Raw genomic sequence first — 15,988 nt, 5'->3', positions numbered from 1 at the left:
AGGGCAAATCCGCTCCCGCCGGTCGCAGATTTTGGAATGAAAGAAGTACGGACGAAAAAGAAAAAACATATGACAAACGATGTGAATGGGATGAAGAAAAAATGTGGCCGTCCGGCACTGGGCAGGACGCGTAAATTGACCAGAGGCGTGACGGTGAAGTTCTCCCCCGTCAGCTACGAGGCTCTCAGGTTCAGGGCAGGGAAGTCCGGCCGGAGTCTGGCGGTCTATATCAGGGAGGCAGCACTGGCGGCCACCGTTACGGCAAGGCATACACCGGAGGAGAACGCACTGTTGCGCAGCCTGGCGGGAATGGCGAACAACCTGAACCAGCTGACAAAGCTCTCGCACCAGACCGGCTTTTACAGGACAAGGCTGCTGATAGAGGGGCTGCTGGGAAAGCTGAAGCGGATCATGGATGATTACAGGCCGAAAGGAGGATAGCCTCATGATAGGGAAGATCAGGAAAGGCCGCTCGTTCAGCGGCTGCATACGCTACGTGACGCAGAAGGACGACGCAAAAATCATCGCCTCGGAAGGCGTGCTGCTGGGAACGGTGGAGGAGACGGCACGCAGTTTCCGGTGGCAATGCCTGCTGAATCCGGACGTGGCGAAACCGGTGGGGCACATTGCGCTCAGCTTCAAGCCGGAGGACGCACCGAGGCTGACCGACGCGTTCATGGCAAGGCTGGCGGAGGAATACCTGGAGCTGATGGGGATACGGAACACGCAGTTCATCGTGGTGAGGCATCACGGGACGGACAACCCGCACTGCCACATCGTCTTCAACCGGGTGAACTTCGACGGGAAGGTGATTTCCGACAGCAACGATTTCAAGCGCAACGAGAAAGTGACAAAAATGCTTAAGGACAAGTATTCGCTCACCTATTCCGAAGGCAAACAGTCCGTTAAAACGGAAAAGCTGCATGCTTCCGAAAAGGTGAAATACGAAATATACCGTGCGGTCAAGGAAGCTTTGAGGAGTGCAGATACATGGAAAGAATTTCAAAATAAGCTCTTAAAAATGGGCGTGGAAATGGAATTCAAGTACAAGGAAAACACTAATGAAGTGCAGGGCATCCGCTTTATAAAGAACGGTCTGTCATTCAAGGGAAGTGGGATTGACCGCAGTTTCAGCTGGTCAAGGCTGGATGCGGCATTGGACCATAACCATGTCACGTCCCTGGAAAATGACGTTTCCCAAAAGCAACCGTACCATGAACAAAGTCATGGTTCTGTTATTGATAACCTGGTCGAAGTCACCGGTACGGGTGGCGTGTTCATGCCGTCGGTGGCACCGACGGAGGACGAGAAAGAGGCGGAACGCCTGCGGAGAAAGAAGAAGCGCAGGAAAGGAAGGAGTTTGTGAACCATATGTATAACAAAAAAACTTTGAAAGATGAAAGAGGAAAATTATCTGGAAGGCATCTACGGATGCCTTGAAAGGATCGAGAAGAAAGTGGAGACGCTGCCCGTGGAAGGCACAAGCCCCGCAGTTGGAAACCGGACCAGTTCCCCGGAAGGGATTGCGGAACTGAAAATCCGTCTGGAACGCCTGCAATCCGCGGTGGAGAAAAACGGCTTGGAAATAGCAGCGGTACGTAACCATACCGTCCGGTTGTCGGAAGGCTGGCCGTTGTCTGCCGAAACGTTTGCCGGAGAAATGGAAAAGACAAGGGACAGCCTGCGGCAGGACAGCCAGGCGGTAAAGGAAACGGTAAGACGGCTGGATGAGAGAATGGTCCTGTTGAAAAAGGAACCGGTACACAAACTGGTGACCTACCGTCTGGAAAGCGCATCCAAGGCGGTGGTAACGACAGCTTCAGCACTGATCCTGGCACTGGTCGTTTCCGTCTGGACCAACTGTAACCAGTACCGCACGAACCGGCTTTTGAAGGATGCCGATTTGAAATACCGTGCCATCAGGATCTGCCTGCCGGGGGATGATCCCGACATCGCCTTCCTGGAGAAGCATTTCACCATCGAGCGGGACGAGGAAAAGATCCGGCGTGTGGAAAGGCTGGTGACCGCTTTTGAGGACTCGGTCAGGAACCGCATCCGTAATCATGAAATGGCGGCCTACAAGGACAGTCTGGCGCACCGGCTGTTCAGGGAGGCACAGGAAATCAGGAAGCAAGTGGACAATCCTAATTCAAAATGACTGCACTATGGCAACAATCAAAACCAAATTCAGGTCCTCGTCCGTGGAAGGCAGGGAGGGGACGCTCTATTTCCAGATCATCCACGGAAGGGTGGCGCGCCAGATAAACACCGGCTACAGGCTGTTCCCTTCGGAATGGGACGGACGCATGTCGGAAATCATACTGCCGGTATCCGGTGATGCCAGAAGAAGCCTTCTGCTTGCGTTAAAGGAGCGGATGGAAAAAGACATCCGCCGTCTGGAAAGTATCATTGCCGGACTGGAACGTTCCGGCGGTACCTATCCCGCCGGCAGGGTTGTCGAACTTTTTCACAACCCGCCCCCTGAGGACAGCCATAATTTCATGGCCTTCGGAAAGAGGCTCGTGGAGGAACTGGAGCGTGTCGGCAAGAAGCGCACCGCCGAGAGGTACACCACCGTACTGAACAGCTTCACGCGCTTTCGGGGCAGGGACGGCGACATCCCGCTGGAGGATATCGGCTCCACCCTCATGCTGGAATACGAGGCATGGCTGAAGGACAAGGGGATATGTCCGAACAGCACCTCCTATTATATGCGGAACCTGCGTGCCGTCTACAACCGTGCGGTGGACAAGGAACTGACGATACAGCGCAGCCCTTTCAAACATGTCTACACCGGGATAGACAAGACCGTAAAACGTGCTGTTCCGTTGAAAGTGATCCGCATGATACGCGATCTGGACCTTCGCATTTCCCCGGGCATGGAATACGCCAGGGACATGTTCATGCTGAGCTTTTATACCCGTGGCATGTCGTTCGTTGACATTGCCTACCTGAAAAAAGCTGATCTGAAGAGCGGTGTGCTAACCTACCGCAGGCAGAAAACCGGACGGCGTCTGTCCATTAAATGGGAGAAACCCATGCAGGAGATACTGGACAGGTATGGCCACAATGACAGCCCCTACCTTTTTCCGGTCATCAAAGATACGGCTAAGGATGCCGTGCGGCAGTACAGGAGCACAGCGCATTTCATCAACGGGAAACTCAAAGAACTTGGGAAACGGCTCGGGCTCGGCATGCCGCTCACGATGTATGTAGCGCGCCATGCCTGGGCGAGTATTGCCAGAAGCAAAAATGTCCCGCTGGCAACCATCAGCGAGGCGATGGGACATGATTCGGAGAACACGACCAAAATCTACCTCGCCTCACTGGACACCTCACAGGTAGACAAAGCAAATGACATCATACTTAAATCTTTATAACGGGAACAAATGCGACACGCAGAATACTGAATAAAAGGCTATACCGATCCTGCTTCTCTTTTTAAGAGAAATATTAGACATTGCAAAGATAGGTAAAATATAGGAAAATATCCACCTGTATGATAAAAAACAGTTTTCTTCGAAAGAAAATGTTTCAAATTCCGGTTTAATTGTCAAACAAATCCTTGTCAGGTTCCATATATAGCATCTGATTATCAGAACTATCCCTTTCCGGTATTTCTCTTAAAAAGAAAAGTACCGGAAAAGATCTATGAATACAGTGGCAGAATACTGTTGGAAATGTTCTTATTGACAATTTAAAACCAGATGCGTTTGAAAGGTTTTTGAAAGCATTTTGTAATATAATAAAAATTGTTGAGCATACGGCTCATTTTCTTGGCAAGAGAAATATTACAATGTGCAAAGTTATGTAAAATATTGAAGAAACGATAGAAAACAGGTGATAAAATATAACCAAAACATTCATACAGAGTGTATTTGCTTAACATATATTGGATAAACGCCACAATGCCACTTCGCTTTTCTACTTGTCTATCAATTAATTACATAAAATATGGTCCTCTAATATTTCTCTTGCCAAGAGAAGTAGTGACGGAAGCCCCGGAAATGAGGTCTGTACACTTTGTCAAAAGTATGGAACTAACAATGGATATTATGGGAAAAGGGAACGTAATCCATTGTAATACATGCCAATATGTAGGTTGGCATGAACTAGGTTTATATCCACACCTATAAAATGTTTCGGAATATGAGTACGAGTCTTTTTACAGCGGAGGAAAAAAGGCAGGTCCGATGGTTCGTCATGCGCGCCTACAAGAATGAGAAAATGGCAGAGGACAGGCTGAAAGACAAGGAATATGGTTTGGAATATTTTATCCCGAAACATTATGCCGTAAGAACTTATCATGGAGTGAAGTCAAAAAAGTTGGTGCCGGTTATACCGAGTCTGCTTTTCGTCCACGCCAGCCATTCGCAGATCACTGAATTCAAGAAACGATACAATTTCTTGCAATTCGCCATGTGGGAAAAGAGCACGGGGGCGGAATATATTACCGTACCGGATGACCAGATGGACAGCTTCATCAAGATAGCTTCTCATTATGAGGAGGACACTGTTTATTATAGGCCCGAAGAAATAGACTTGAAAAGAGGAATGCGTGTATGTATCCACGGTGGCAAGTTCGATAACGTGAAGGGCATGTTTGTGCGGGTGCAGGGCAAGAGAAACCGTAGGGTGGTTGTCCTATTGGAGGGTGTCATGGCCGTTTCCGCTGAGGTGCACCCCGATCTGATTGAAGTTCTTTCCTAAAACCGCTGGCTTTTACGGGACTTCGCAAAAATCACGATAAAAATTAATTGAAATTACAAATTAGAAATAATATAAACTGTACAGATATAAATATGAAGAATCGATTTTTGATTTATCTCTTTGCGATAGTGTTGTTTACATCCTGTCACACTTCGAAGGAGATTCTTTACTTTCAAGACATTGCTGTGAATCAGCCTGAAGCGATTGTGGGTGCAAGAGACATCACCGTGCAGCCCAAGGACCAAATTTCCATCATGGTATCCAGTAAAGACCCGCAGTTGGCAGCGTTGTTCAACCTGACACGTGTCCAGTATCGGGCAGGAACTGCCGATTTACGTAGTAGCAACAATAATGGTGAAATATCCGGTTACACGCTCGATGACAAGGGAAACATAGACTTTCCGGTCATTGGTACGCTTCATATTGCCGGTATGACCAAAAGCCAGATTGCCGCCCTTATCAAGAAACGGCTGATGGAAGAGGACTTGGTGAAAGATCCGGTAGTGACCGTAGAGTTCATGAATCTCTATTTCTCCGTGTTAGGTGAGGTAAAAACCCCCGGCAAGTACAACATAACCAAAGACCAGATCACTTTGCTTGAAGCCATCAGCATGGCGGGCGACTTGACCATTACCGGTAAACGTGATGCTATCTTTGTCATCCGCGAGGAAAACGGTGAGCGTGTCACCCACTGGGTAGATCTTCGTAGTAAGGACATTTTTAAATCTCCGGTCTACTATTTGAAGCAAAACGATGTGATTTATGTGCAGCCCAATAAGATGCGTGCCGGTCAGAGCACCATCAACGAGAATAACGTGAAGTCCGTATCGCTATGGATCAGCGTCGCTTCATTCCTCACTTCGTTGGGTGTGCTAATATTCAAGTAACCTTCAGAAAAGGAATCACTTTATATTTTTATAATATGACAGAAAAGAAAACAACCGCCAGCAAGCCTGCTGACGACTTCATACGCATACAAGACCTGTGGGGGATTTTCATGCCCCGGTGGCACTGGTTTGCCCTCTCCCTGTTCGTAACCCTGGCGACAGCCGCCTTGTACCTGCTGGGCACCCCGAACATTTACACCCGTACCGCTGCCATTTTGGTGAAAGATGATTCCAAGGGAGGAACATCCACCAATGTGGTCAGTGAATTTTCTGACTTGGGTATCTTCAAGTCGAATACCAATATCAACAATGAGTTGCTCACCCTGAAATCGCCCACGCTGATGACCGAGGTGGTACAGCGGTTGGGATTAAACGAGACCTATACTGTCCGCAAAGGACTGAAAGATGTGGAATTATACAAAAGTTCGCCTTTAGCAGTCACCTATCGCCACTTGGATGAAACTCCTGTCGGTTTTACAATAGATATTTCATCCAAAGAAACGTTTGTCATATCCGACATGGAAGTAAACGGGAAAGCGTTTGGGGAAGATTTCTCCGGAAAGATGGGCGATTCCATCCGTACTGAAATAGGCACACTTGTCATCAATTTCACAAAATATTGGAACGATTCATTCGTGGGCACTTCCATACGTTATAGAAAAGGTAATGTGTGTGCCGTCACCGATTATTATACAGCCGCTTTGCATGCGGAATTGGGAAACGAGGATGCCACCATTATCAATCTGAGTATCAACGATGCCTCCATTCAGAAGGCTGAAGACATTCTGAACACCCTGATTGAAATGTACAACGAGAAATGGATTCAGGACAAGAACCAGATCGCCGTCAGTACTTCGCAGTTCATCGGTGACCGTCTGAGCGTGATCGAAAACGAGCTGGGCAATGTAGATGAGAACATCGCCGGTTACAAGAGTGAGCACCTGCTGCCGGATGTGCAGGCGGCATCCAGCCTCTACCTGTCCCAGTCCGCCGAGAACAAGAAGGAGTTGCTGGCACTCAACAGCCAGCTTTCCACCGCACAGTATATCCGGAAAGAGTTGAACAACAAGAAACTCAGCCAGCTGTTACCCACCAACTCCGGTATCGCTAATGTCAATATTGAGAGCCAGATCGGTGAATATAACACGATCGTGCTCGAACGTAACCGCCTGATCGCCAACAGTAGCGAGAAGAACCCTCTGGCAAAAGACATGGCTAACTCACTGCAAAGCATGCAGCGTACCATCATTCAGTCGGTGGACAACCTGATTGTTTCGCTCAATACCCAAATACGCAACATCCGCCAACAGGAAGCCACGACCACCAGCCAACTGGCTTCCAACCCGAACCAGGCGAAATATCTGCTTTCTGTGGAACGCCAGCAGAAGGTGAAGGAGGAACTGTATCTTTATCTGCTCCAGAAACGTGAGGAGAACGAGCTTTCACAGGCTTTCACCGCCTACAATACACGTGTGATTACCGCTCCGAGAGGCAGCATGCTTCCCACAGCCCCCCGAAAGATGAATATCCTTTTGGTGGCATTCGCCATCGGTCTGCTTGTTCCGGCGGTGATTATTTTCATGAAGGAAAACATGAATACCAAGGTGCGCGGGCGAAAGGATCTGGAAAACCTAAGCATTCCGTTCATCGGTGAGATCCCCCAATATCTCAGTGCTAAGAAGAAATTGGGATTCGATAAACACACACAGTCTGTCATGAAAGCCATCGTGGTGAAGGAAGGCAACCGTAACATTATCAATGAAGCGTTCCGCGTGTTACGTTCCAATATTGACTTTATGGCAGGCAAGGACAGCGGTCAGAACGTGTTCATGCTTACCTCGTTTAATCCTGGCAGCGGCAAGTCGTTCCTTGCCATGAACATTGCCATGAGCTTTGCCATCAAGAAAAAGAGAATATTGGTGATAGACGGTGACCTGCGTCACGGCTCCACCTCCTCCTACGTGGATTCCCCGAAGACTGGTTTAAGTGATTATCTGGGCAACCGTGTCAGTGACTGGAAGGAGATTATCGTGAAGGATGAAAAATACGACAACCTGCATATCATTCCTATCGGTACTGTTCCCCCAAACCCGACGGAACTGTTGGAGGACGGCAAGCTGGCCACTTTGATAGAGGTGCTTCGCAGCGAGTATGACTATATCTTTATTGACTGTCCGCCTATCGATATCGTGGCCGATGCGCAGATCATCGAGAAACTGGCTGACCGCACCGTCTTTGTAGTCCGCAGCGGTTTATTGGACCGTAGCATGCTGCCCGAACTAGAAAATATTTACCAGGAGAAACGTTTCAAGAACCTCAGCGTGATACTGAACGGTACAGAAAGTGCCGGAGGCCGCTATGGCTATAGATATGGCTATCGCAACGGCTACTCTTCCTATTATGGAAATAAAGGAAAAATGGGGGGGGTAAATGGATGGTCATCAAGTGATTGATTTTGCATGTTATCGTTCTCGTAAGAACTTTTAATTTTAACTCAACTATCATGTGGCCCTTTCGTAAGACAATAACCTTCGCCCGGAGCGGTATCCTGAAAGGAATGACCGACTGTCACAGCCATCTCCTTCCGGGAGTGGATGACGGAGTGGGAACATTGGATGAATCACTCCGAATTCTAGATATGATGGAAAAGCATGGAGTCAGAAAGGTATGGCTCACGCCGCACATCATGGAGGACATCCCTAATGAAACTGTGACCTTGCAGGAAAAGTTCCAAGAATTGAAACGGAGTTATAACGGCACACTGGAACTTGCCTTGGCTGCGGAATACATGATGGACAATCTCTTTGAGGAACGGCTGGAAAAAGATGACCTGCTGCCCCTAGAGGAGGGGAAACGTTACCTGTTGGTGGAAACCTCCTATTTCAATCCACCAATGGAACTGCTCTCTGTCCTGCAACGCATCCAAAAGAAAGGTTATTACCCGTTGCTTGCACATTCGGAACGGTATGAATATATGCAGAAGAGGGATTATCAGGCCTTGAAGGAAGAGCATGTCTCCTTCCAACTCAATTTGCCCTCGTTGGCCGGAATGTACGGAAAACATGTACAGGAAAAGGCCGAAGCCCTGCTGAAAGCCGGAATGTACGACCGTACCGGTTGTGACATCCATGCCATAGGCTGTTACAAGACATTGGTCGCTTCGGCAGTAAAATCGGAAGTCATTGGAACCTTACAGAAACAAAGTGATCAATGATTGCAAATTTTGCATTGACGAGCCTTGTAATCCGAAAGGATGACCGCTGGAACAGGAACGTACTGCGCATCTTGAAACAAGGTGAACAATATCAGTTCAATGGCTATGGTGATGAGTGCAGGTCGCTTGAAAGGAATTTCTTTGCTGCGGGGGTGACAATAAGTGCCATTGTCGGCAAGAATGGAAGTGGCGGAAGAAATTATCTGGAAACGTAAGGCATGGGATAAGAGCTATATGAAGATGATGGAAAATCAATACGATGGGATGACCATAACTCCTTCCCTTCAGAAACGTATCATTTTTGGTTTTCTGGAGAATGAAACGGACATTCATCTACGTCCGTTGACTAAATTGCAACAAGACTTGTACAATCAACAGGATTTGGTATAATCTTTAATCTTAGAATAAAAGACACTGATATTTTTATATCCAATGTTGTTATGCATGGTTTCACTACGGCTCATGCCATAACAGCTATGGCTTTGGTCCAGACAGTGGTCGGATACGAAGCTGCATTAACAACATTGACGATAATCACGATTGTTCCTCTATCAAAGATTCTGTTGTCCTTCGTGTGAGGAATGGAACTTCTTCGTCATGCCCCCACAAGTATGTCTTAGGTGAAATAGAATAGATGCGATCAGAAAACCTCTTGATTATTAGTCAAATGTATAGTGCTTTGTGCTTACGATAAATTATAAACAATATACTTTTATGAATGTTCATCTTATAAGGGAAAACGAAAATCAAAATGATGGTTCTTATATCCACTTGTATCGGAATAAACAGATCGGTGCATGGTGTGCATACGGTTATTCCGCATACGGTTTACGTCTTTTTGATAAACAACAAGGCTACATGAATTTTCGTAGTTACTCAGACTGTCTTCAGATGCCGTGTACGGTTACATCCGGAGAATCCCTTGTTTCATTGTTGCAAGGTTCTGTTGAGGTAGGTTCACAAACTGAGACCTATATAAAGTTAAAAATGGCAGATACAATAAATTTTAATGCTTATCAGAAGTGGTTGCATAAGCTGAAAAAGGATGACCCGAATGATGATGCAATAATTGTCACCACACATGTCAGCCAATATGTGCCACGGGACAGTTTCATTCCCGATGGAATGTCCGCATTTGCGCGCAATGTAAAGCGTATCGGTGATTTTATCCTGTCATTGATTGCATTGATCATTTTTTCTCCGCTATTCTTGTTTTGCTACATTGCCATTCGCAGGGAAGATGGAGGAAGTGTCATCTTCAAGCAAGAACGTATCGGCAGATTCGGGCGCCCGTTCTACATATACAAATTCCGCTCCATGCGTCTGGATGCCGAGAAGTTCGGACCGCAGCTTAGTCATACCGGGGGTGAAAATGATTCCCGATTGACTAAGACCGGTCGTTTCATCCGGGCGCACCATTTGGATGAATTACCCCAACTCTACAATGTTCTGCGTGGCGATATGGCATTCATCGGTCCACGTCCGGAGCGTAAGTTTTATATCGACCAGATACTTGAACACGACAAGCGATATACTTATCTTTACCAAATCCGTCCGGGCGTAACATCATATGCCACACTATATAACGGCTATACGGATACGATGGAGAAGATGCTCCGACGTTTGGAATATGACCTTTATTATTTAGGACATCGCTCATGGTGGTTCGACTTTAAAATTCTGTTGAACACATTCTGTTCAATTGTACTCGGAAAGAAATTTTAAAAGATTAATAACTTATATAACAGATTGATAATGAAAGCTTGTTTTATGGGCTTGGGGTATATCGGATTGCCCACAGCCATTATCGCCGCCAAGCACGGCATTCAGATTACAGGAGTTGATATTAACCCCCAGGTAGTGGATATGACGAATGCAGGACATCTGCATATCATTGAGCCGGGTATGGAGGAGATGTTGCAGGAGGTGGTGAATGCCGGCTCGTTGAAAGCTTCCATAAAGCCGGAGGTGAGCGATGCTTATTTTATGGTAGTTCCCACCCCGTTCAAAGGAAATCATGAACCGGACGTTAGTTATGTGGAAGCCGCTACACGTGCCGTATTGCCATTATTAAAGGAAGGCGACCTTTATGTCATCGAGTCCACTTCACCCGTAGGCACCACCGAAGCGATGGCCCGCCTCATTTTCAGCGAACGTCCTGAATTGGAAGATAGGATTTATGTGGCTTATTGTCCCGAACGTGTATTGCCGGGCAATGTGATTTACGAACTGATACATAACGACCGGGTCATAGGCGGTTTAAATCCTGAATCTACCGATAAGGCCATTGGATTTTATTCTCAATTCGTGCAGGGAACACTTCATAGAACCAACTGTCGTACTGCTGAAATGTGCAAACTGACGGAGAATTCCAGTCGGGATGTACAAATAGCCTTTGCGAATGAACTTTCCTTGATTTGTGACAAGGCCGGTATCAATGTGTGGGAACTTATCAATCTTGCCAACAAACATCCGCGGGTTAGCATCTTGCAGCCTGGTTGTGGCGTGGGAGGTCATTGTATAGCTATTGACCCTTATTTTATCACTGCTGATTTTCCAGCAGAGAGTAAATTGATTGCCGATGCCCGTGAAATTAACAACTACAAAAGTTTTTGGTGCGCAGAAAAAGTGAAAAATGCCATGCTGGAATTTGAACTGAAACATCATCGGAAACCGTGCGTTGCCATGATGGGGTTGGCTTTCAAACCGAATATCGACGATTTGCGCGAGAGTCCTGCAAAATATATTACCACGAAAGTGATGCAGAGTTGCAATAATGCCAATATCCTGGTTGTGGAACCCAATGTAAAGGAGCACCATGTGTTCAAGTTAACAGATTACAAAGAAGCCTACGACAAGGCGGACATCGTGGTATTCCTTACAGCACACACTCCGTTCAAAGAATTAGAATGGCGAGAGGATAAGGTGATATTGGACTTTTGTGGAATATTTAAAAAATAGTGAATATATGAATATTTTAGAACTGACAGGTATGAAATCGACTAAATACGGCGGAGTAGAATCCTACTTCGCTGAATTGGTCAAGATATGCCGTGTTGATAAATTTATTTTTGTATACGAGTCGATGCCAATCAGTGAAAACTATGTAAATGACATCAATAAGTGGGGGGGGGGGTAATACTTTGTAAACAAAGCATTTCCACATTTCAATATTTCAAATTTGTGATAGGTGTCATCAAACGTGAGAAAATAGACATTGTTCATTTTCATTTTGGAAGTTATCTTATTGCACCATTCTTGCGAATTCTGTTTCCCCGGATTCGGATTATTTCAACCCGTCATAGTGAAATCTTTGTTTCCAACAAACTTAAAAAATTATATCTGAAGTTCTGTTTTTTTCCTTTTGAAAGATTCCTTTGTGTCAGTTGTGGCGTAAAGAAAGAAATGATTGAAGGCGTAGGTTTTTCTTCAAAGAGTGAAGTCCTATACTTGGGAGTCCGGAAAAAAAAGATTGTCAACCCAAATCTGAAAAAAACATTGGACATACCAAAGGGGGTAGTCGTGTTGACTACAATCGGATTCAATATTCGTATCAAGGGATTCGATATACTTGTCAAAAGTATTCAGAGTCTGATGGACTCCAACAGACTTAAAAACGATATAATAGTGCTTGTCATCGGAATTAGCGAAAATTCTGAAGACAGTAATAGCTTGAGGCAATTGATTGCCGAGGCCGGATTGAATAGAAAGATTATGTCTTTGGGAATACGAAATGACATTAATGATATTTTGAATATTTCTGATATTTACTTGCAGCCTTCCCGTACAGAAGGACTTTCTCTTAGTATTATGGAGGCCCTAAACTATTCGTTGCCTGTTATTGGTACACGAGTTGGGGGCATTCCTGAAATCGTACATGAGGGAGAAAACGGATATCTTTTTGAAAAAGAGAATGTTGAAGGGCTTGCTGACAGGATTGAGATACTTGTCAATAATCGTGAAGTCCGAGAAATGATGGGTAGAAAATCAAAAGTAATATCCAGTCGGTTCACGCTTGCAGACGGTGTGGAAAAGTTAGCTTCTATATACCATCAGACCAATTGATTTGCCCCTGACACTCTATTGTCATTCAGGTTGCAATTGAGATTAAAAAATGTAGGATAGTTATAAATGCAGTCATCAAACAAACGCATAGCACGCAACACGTTAATGCTTTATATACGGACATTCGTAATGATGCCCGTATCTCTATATACTTCCAGGATTATATTGGAAGTGTTGGGAGAGAACGATTTTGGAGTATACAATGTTGTTGGCGGCTTTATCGCACTTCTGTCTTTTATTAATTCCGCAATGACAAAAGCCACCCAACGTTTTCTGAACGTGGAATTGGGAAAAGGCAATCATGACAGAGTCTCGAGGGTTTATTCCATGAGTCTTCTGATACATTTTGCAATAGCGGTATTTATCGGCTTCGTATTGGAAACTGTGGGGCTCTATTTCTTTGAAACAAAATTGAATATTCCTCCGGAAACACAAGATGCAGCACGGGTTGTGTACCATATTTCTGTAGTGACCGCTTGTCTTCATTTTATCAGGATTCCTGATGAGTCGAGCATTATTGCATATGAGAGGATGTCTTTTTTCGCTTATGTCAGCATCATTGAGGTAATGGCAAAATTGGGAACAGTATTTCTCCTTTTCTGGGCTGAAGACAATCGTCTGGTGTTGTACGCCGTTGCCCTTATGACCGTTGGGATATTGTTGAATATCATTTATGCCATTTATTGCAAGCGTAATTTCACGACTTGCAGATTCCGGTTCTATTTTGACAGAAAGCTGCTGAAAGAAATGCTTTTCTTTTCTTCATGGAGCCTTTTCGGCGGTATAGCCCATGTCGCATCCATACAAGGCATATCAATACTTTTGAATATTTTTTTCACGGTTGCTGTCAATGCGGCAATGGGGGTAGCCTCGCAAGTGTTCAGTGCTGTCAATACTTTGGTTACAAACTTTCAGAAAGCGGTGCAGCCACAGATTGTCCAGTCCTATTTTTCAGGGGATAAATCCAGATTTCTGGAACTTGTTTTCCGCTCGTCAAAATTCTCGTATTTCCTGCTCTTTTTCGTCGCTTATCCGTTGATTTTGATTTGTCGGCCTGTCGTCGAGTTATGGCTTGTCTGTGTCCCTCAATATACAGTACAGTTCATTCAGCTTTATCTCATCTTCCTGCTTATTGATGCATTATCCGGAAGTCTTTGGGTGTCATCTGAAACAATAGGCAATATAGCCAAGTATCAGTTTACCGTTTCTTCGATGATAATTATGAATATTCCGATTATATATATATTGTTCAAGTTCGGTTGCAGTCCCGTCTATGCGGTGATTGTCAGAATTGCCATCAATTTCATTACTCACTGTTACAGAATATTCTATCTCAAACACAAAGTGAATTTCCCGGTTAGGAGGTATGTCGTGGAAGTGATGTTTAGGTGTCTTTGGGTGTCGGTCTGCATCATTCCGGTCCCATTCTTTTTGCATAAATTTCTAACCTCAAGCTGGGGTAGCCATATACTTGTCGTATTGACCAGTCTTATCATTTCCGGACTTGTTATCTATAAATTCGGACTTGATGCTAAAGAAAGAGGGTTCGTAATCAGTACGGTAACAAATAAATTCATGTTCTTAAAAAAACAATAAAATGTAGGGAATAAAGGTGGTGGCAACAGTATACAATACACTCCGTTGCGGTTTGTATCCTTTTAAACAGCAGCTTGTTACGGGGCTTTTGGAATTCCTTAATTTGGTCAAATTGCAATGTTTGTTACCGGCGGTTCGTTTCATGCGCTCGTTTTTTCATATGCCGTTCTTTGCTGTCAATAGAGATAAGGACAACTGCATGATTACTTTTCTCGATAATATCGGTTTGCAGAAACGTACTATCAGTGAAACAGATAAAGAGGAAAAATACAAAGAAGTTCTTTGGGCAGATTATAGTGCTGCGGATGTATTTCTTGCAGAAGAAAGGAAGAGGAACTTAAACTTTTGAAATAATGGAAAGGGACATTCGTATAGACATACTTAAAGGCATCGGCATAATCCTTGTCGTTTGGGGACATGCCACCGCAATCCTTATAAAGGAAATTTGTATTTTCCATATGCCTTTGTTTTTCTTTTTGGCCGGTATGTTTTATCATCCCAAACAAGGATTTATTCAATCAAGAGCAAAACGGTTGCTTATTCCCTTTGGGGAATATTCTCTGATATTCGCTGTATTTTATTTTAGCATGGGGTTGCAGGGAATACCGCTTGATAAACTGAGCATCCATCATATCGCCGCATTTGATGGTCCGTTGTGGTTCTTGGTCGCTCTTTTTTATATATGTGTCATATATTATTTTTTGGACAAAACCGTTAAGGAAAAAAACGTTATTCTTATCGTTTCTTTTGTAATTGGGCTGGCTGTCGCATATTCCAAGATCAATTTGCCGTTTTATATCGGGCAGGGGCTGTTCTCTTTGCCATTCTATGCTGTCGGCAAATGGATGAACGACAAAGGGCTGACACAAGCAGAGGGGGCAATTAAAAAAGCAACCGTTATTGCTATAGCCGGATATATCATAGCCATAGCGTTCTGCCGTTTGGCACATTATCAATTTGATATTTCGCAACTGAAATTTTCCAGTTTCCCGTTTATATTCTATGCCGGAGCTTTCTGTGCCATATATCTTTTGTTGAATTTCAAGCCTTTCAACAAGATAACAACTACAAACAGAATATTGGCATCTTTGGGAGCTAATTCACTCACGATAATGGCTATACACGCTCCTTTTCTGTGGTTGTTCAGGGATTTTATCAGAACAAACAGTAGCTTTTATAACACAAAACTGGGGGGGGTAATTTCAAACTTAATCACTTTTGTTATCTTCATAACATTGAGTTATTTAATTGCCCTTGGAATAGAACAATTAAAAAAACTGACAGCTAAAAATCATGGATAATCCGAAAGTATCAATCATTGTACCGATTTATAGAGTAGAGGAATATATTGAGCGGTGCGCTGAATCGTTGTTCGCCCAAACGTTTGATGACATTGAATACATCTTTGTGGATGATTGTTCTCCAGACAAGTCGGTGGAGATCTTGCAGAGAACTCTGGAAAAATATCCGCATCGAAAGAGGCTGACACGAATTGAGAGGTTGTCGTGGCAAACCC

The 15,988-nt window shown here is 44.8% G+C and carries 18 protein-coding genes and 1 pseudogene; all 19 read left to right on the top strand.

Annotated features, from left to right (window positions below):
• The first annotated feature begins 69 nt into the window (after window positions 1–69).
• Window positions 70–441 (top strand): plasmid mobilization relaxosome protein MobC, encoded by a 372-nt coding sequence (gene mobC / locus AB5062_RS19215; protein WP_005650044.1) that lies wholly within the window; start codon window positions 70–72, stop codon window positions 439–441.
• A gap of 4 nt (window positions 442–445) precedes the next feature.
• Window positions 446–1,366 (top strand): relaxase/mobilization nuclease domain-containing protein, encoded by a 921-nt coding sequence (locus tag AB5062_RS19210; protein WP_005944378.1) that lies wholly within the window; start codon window positions 446–448, stop codon window positions 1,364–1,366.
• Window positions 1,367–1,396: 30 nt separating this feature from the next.
• Window positions 1,397–2,158: a hypothetical protein gene (locus tag AB5062_RS19205; RefSeq protein ID WP_368326941.1), complete on the top strand. Its 762-nt coding sequence runs from the start codon at window positions 1,397–1,399 to the stop codon at window positions 2,156–2,158.
• 7 nt (window positions 2,159–2,165) lie between these two features.
• Entirely contained in the window at window positions 2,166–3,380 is a 1,215-nt protein-coding gene (locus AB5062_RS19200; RefSeq protein ID WP_005634576.1) for a site-specific integrase, read from the top strand.
• A 769-nt stretch (window positions 3,381–4,149) separates the two neighbouring features.
• Window positions 4,150–4,710: a UpxY family transcription antiterminator gene (locus tag AB5062_RS19195; protein ID WP_005649028.1), complete on the top strand. Its 561-nt coding sequence runs from the start codon at window positions 4,150–4,152 to the stop codon at window positions 4,708–4,710.
• Between the two features lie 92 nt (window positions 4,711–4,802).
• Window positions 4,803–5,597 (top strand): polysaccharide biosynthesis/export family protein, encoded by a 795-nt coding sequence (locus AB5062_RS19190; protein ID WP_005634567.1) that lies wholly within the window; start codon window positions 4,803–4,805, stop codon window positions 5,595–5,597.
• A gap of 35 nt (window positions 5,598–5,632) precedes the next feature.
• Window positions 5,633–8,050, top strand: a complete 2,418-nt coding sequence (locus AB5062_RS19185; protein ID WP_005634564.1) for a polysaccharide biosynthesis tyrosine autokinase — start codon at window positions 5,633–5,635, stop codon at window positions 8,048–8,050.
• Window positions 8,051–8,100: 50 nt separating this feature from the next.
• Window positions 8,101–8,811, top strand: coding sequence for a tyrosine-protein phosphatase (locus tag AB5062_RS19180; protein WP_005634560.1), 711 nt, complete (start codon window positions 8,101–8,103; stop codon window positions 8,809–8,811).
• The gene (locus AB5062_RS19175; protein WP_005634557.1) at window positions 8,808–9,026 is read left to right on the top strand and encodes a hypothetical protein; all 219 of its coding nucleotides are present in this window, start codon (window positions 8,808–8,810) and stop codon (window positions 9,024–9,026) included. Before AB5062_RS19180 ends, AB5062_RS19175 begins: the two co-directional genes overlap by 4 nt.
• On the top strand, window positions 8,980–9,201 hold the full coding sequence (locus AB5062_RS19170) for a hypothetical protein (RefSeq protein ID WP_227945686.1): 222 nt from the start codon (window positions 8,980–8,982) through the stop codon (window positions 9,199–9,201). The genes AB5062_RS19175 and AB5062_RS19170 overlap by 47 nt, the downstream gene beginning before the upstream one ends.
• Before the next feature lie 735 nt (window positions 9,202–9,936).
• Window positions 9,937–10,536 (top strand): sugar transferase, encoded by a 600-nt coding sequence (locus tag AB5062_RS19165; protein WP_085931221.1) that lies wholly within the window; start codon window positions 9,937–9,939, stop codon window positions 10,534–10,536.
• A 30-nt stretch (window positions 10,537–10,566) separates the two neighbouring features.
• Window positions 10,567–11,772: a UDP-N-acetyl-D-mannosamine dehydrogenase gene (gene wecC, locus AB5062_RS19160; protein WP_005634550.1), complete on the top strand. Its 1,206-nt coding sequence runs from the start codon at window positions 10,567–10,569 to the stop codon at window positions 11,770–11,772.
• Window positions 11,773–11,779: 7 nt separating this feature from the next.
• Window positions 11,780–11,950 carry a hypothetical protein gene (locus AB5062_RS19155; protein WP_005649022.1) on the top strand — a complete coding sequence of 57 codons (171 nt, stop codon included), beginning with the start codon at window positions 11,780–11,782 and terminating at the stop codon, window positions 11,948–11,950.
• A pseudogene (locus tag AB5062_RS19150) lies at window positions 11,935–12,210 on the top strand (glycosyltransferase); the annotation flags it as partial. The gene AB5062_RS19155 and the pseudogene AB5062_RS19150, both read left to right, overlap by 16 nt.
• A 99-nt stretch (window positions 12,211–12,309) precedes the next feature.
• The gene (locus AB5062_RS19145; protein ID WP_368328320.1) at window positions 12,310–12,876 is read left to right on the top strand and encodes a glycosyltransferase family 4 protein; all 567 of its coding nucleotides are present in this window, start codon (window positions 12,310–12,312) and stop codon (window positions 12,874–12,876) included.
• 66 nt (window positions 12,877–12,942) lie between these two features.
• Entirely contained in the window at window positions 12,943–14,472 is a 1,530-nt protein-coding gene (locus AB5062_RS19140) for an oligosaccharide flippase family protein (RefSeq protein WP_005649019.1), read from the top strand.
• Window positions 14,473–14,491: 19 nt separating this feature from the next.
• The gene (locus AB5062_RS19135; protein ID WP_005649017.1) at window positions 14,492–14,821 is read left to right on the top strand and encodes a hypothetical protein; all 330 of its coding nucleotides are present in this window, start codon (window positions 14,492–14,494) and stop codon (window positions 14,819–14,821) included.
• 4 nt (window positions 14,822–14,825) lie between these two features.
• Entirely contained in the window at window positions 14,826–15,773 is a 948-nt protein-coding gene (locus tag AB5062_RS19130) for an acyltransferase family protein (protein WP_221729089.1), read from the top strand.
• A partial coding sequence (locus AB5062_RS19125) for a glycosyltransferase family 2 protein (RefSeq protein WP_368331266.1) occupies window positions 15,766–15,988 on the top strand: 223 nt, incomplete at its 3' end. The genes AB5062_RS19130 and AB5062_RS19125, both read left to right, overlap by 8 nt.

Source organism: Phocaeicola sp. RTP21359st1_B8_RTP21360_211022 (genome assembly GCF_040911965.1).
Classification (GTDB): domain Bacteria; phylum Bacteroidota; class Bacteroidia; order Bacteroidales; family Bacteroidaceae; genus Phocaeicola; species Phocaeicola vulgatus.
Note: the sequence above shows the minus strand (reverse complement) of the source record. Positions and strands in the feature narration are given on the sequence as shown.

Coding starts and splice junctions, on each gene's coding strand:
- wecC (WP_005634550.1), top strand. CDS start 10,567: ATGAAAGCTTGTTTTATGGGCTTGGGGTATATCGGATTGCCCACAGCC.
- mobC (WP_005650044.1), top strand. CDS start 70: ATGACAAACGATGTGAATGGGATGAAGAAAAAATGTGGCCGTCCGGCA.
- AB5062_RS19140 (WP_005649019.1), top strand. CDS start 12,943: ATGCAGTCATCAAACAAACGCATAGCACGCAACACGTTAATGCTTTAT.
- AB5062_RS19195 (WP_005649028.1), top strand. CDS start 4,150: ATGAGTACGAGTCTTTTTACAGCGGAGGAAAAAAGGCAGGTCCGATGG.
- AB5062_RS19185 (WP_005634564.1), top strand. CDS start 5,633: ATGACAGAAAAGAAAACAACCGCCAGCAAGCCTGCTGACGACTTCATA.
- AB5062_RS19165 (WP_085931221.1), top strand. CDS start 9,937: ATGTCCGCATTTGCGCGCAATGTAAAGCGTATCGGTGATTTTATCCTG.
- AB5062_RS19180 (WP_005634560.1), top strand. CDS start 8,101: ATGTGGCCCTTTCGTAAGACAATAACCTTCGCCCGGAGCGGTATCCTG.
- AB5062_RS19155 (WP_005649022.1), top strand. CDS start 11,780: ATGAATATTTTAGAACTGACAGGTATGAAATCGACTAAATACGGCGGA.
- AB5062_RS19190 (WP_005634567.1), top strand. CDS start 4,803: ATGAAGAATCGATTTTTGATTTATCTCTTTGCGATAGTGTTGTTTACA.
- AB5062_RS19205 (WP_368326941.1), top strand. CDS start 1,397: ATGAAAGAGGAAAATTATCTGGAAGGCATCTACGGATGCCTTGAAAGG.
- AB5062_RS19200 (WP_005634576.1), top strand. CDS start 2,166: ATGGCAACAATCAAAACCAAATTCAGGTCCTCGTCCGTGGAAGGCAGG.
- AB5062_RS19130 (WP_221729089.1), top strand. CDS start 14,826: ATGGAAAGGGACATTCGTATAGACATACTTAAAGGCATCGGCATAATC.
- AB5062_RS19175 (WP_005634557.1), top strand. CDS start 8,808: ATGATTGCAAATTTTGCATTGACGAGCCTTGTAATCCGAAAGGATGAC.
- AB5062_RS19210 (WP_005944378.1), top strand. CDS start 446: ATGATAGGGAAGATCAGGAAAGGCCGCTCGTTCAGCGGCTGCATACGC.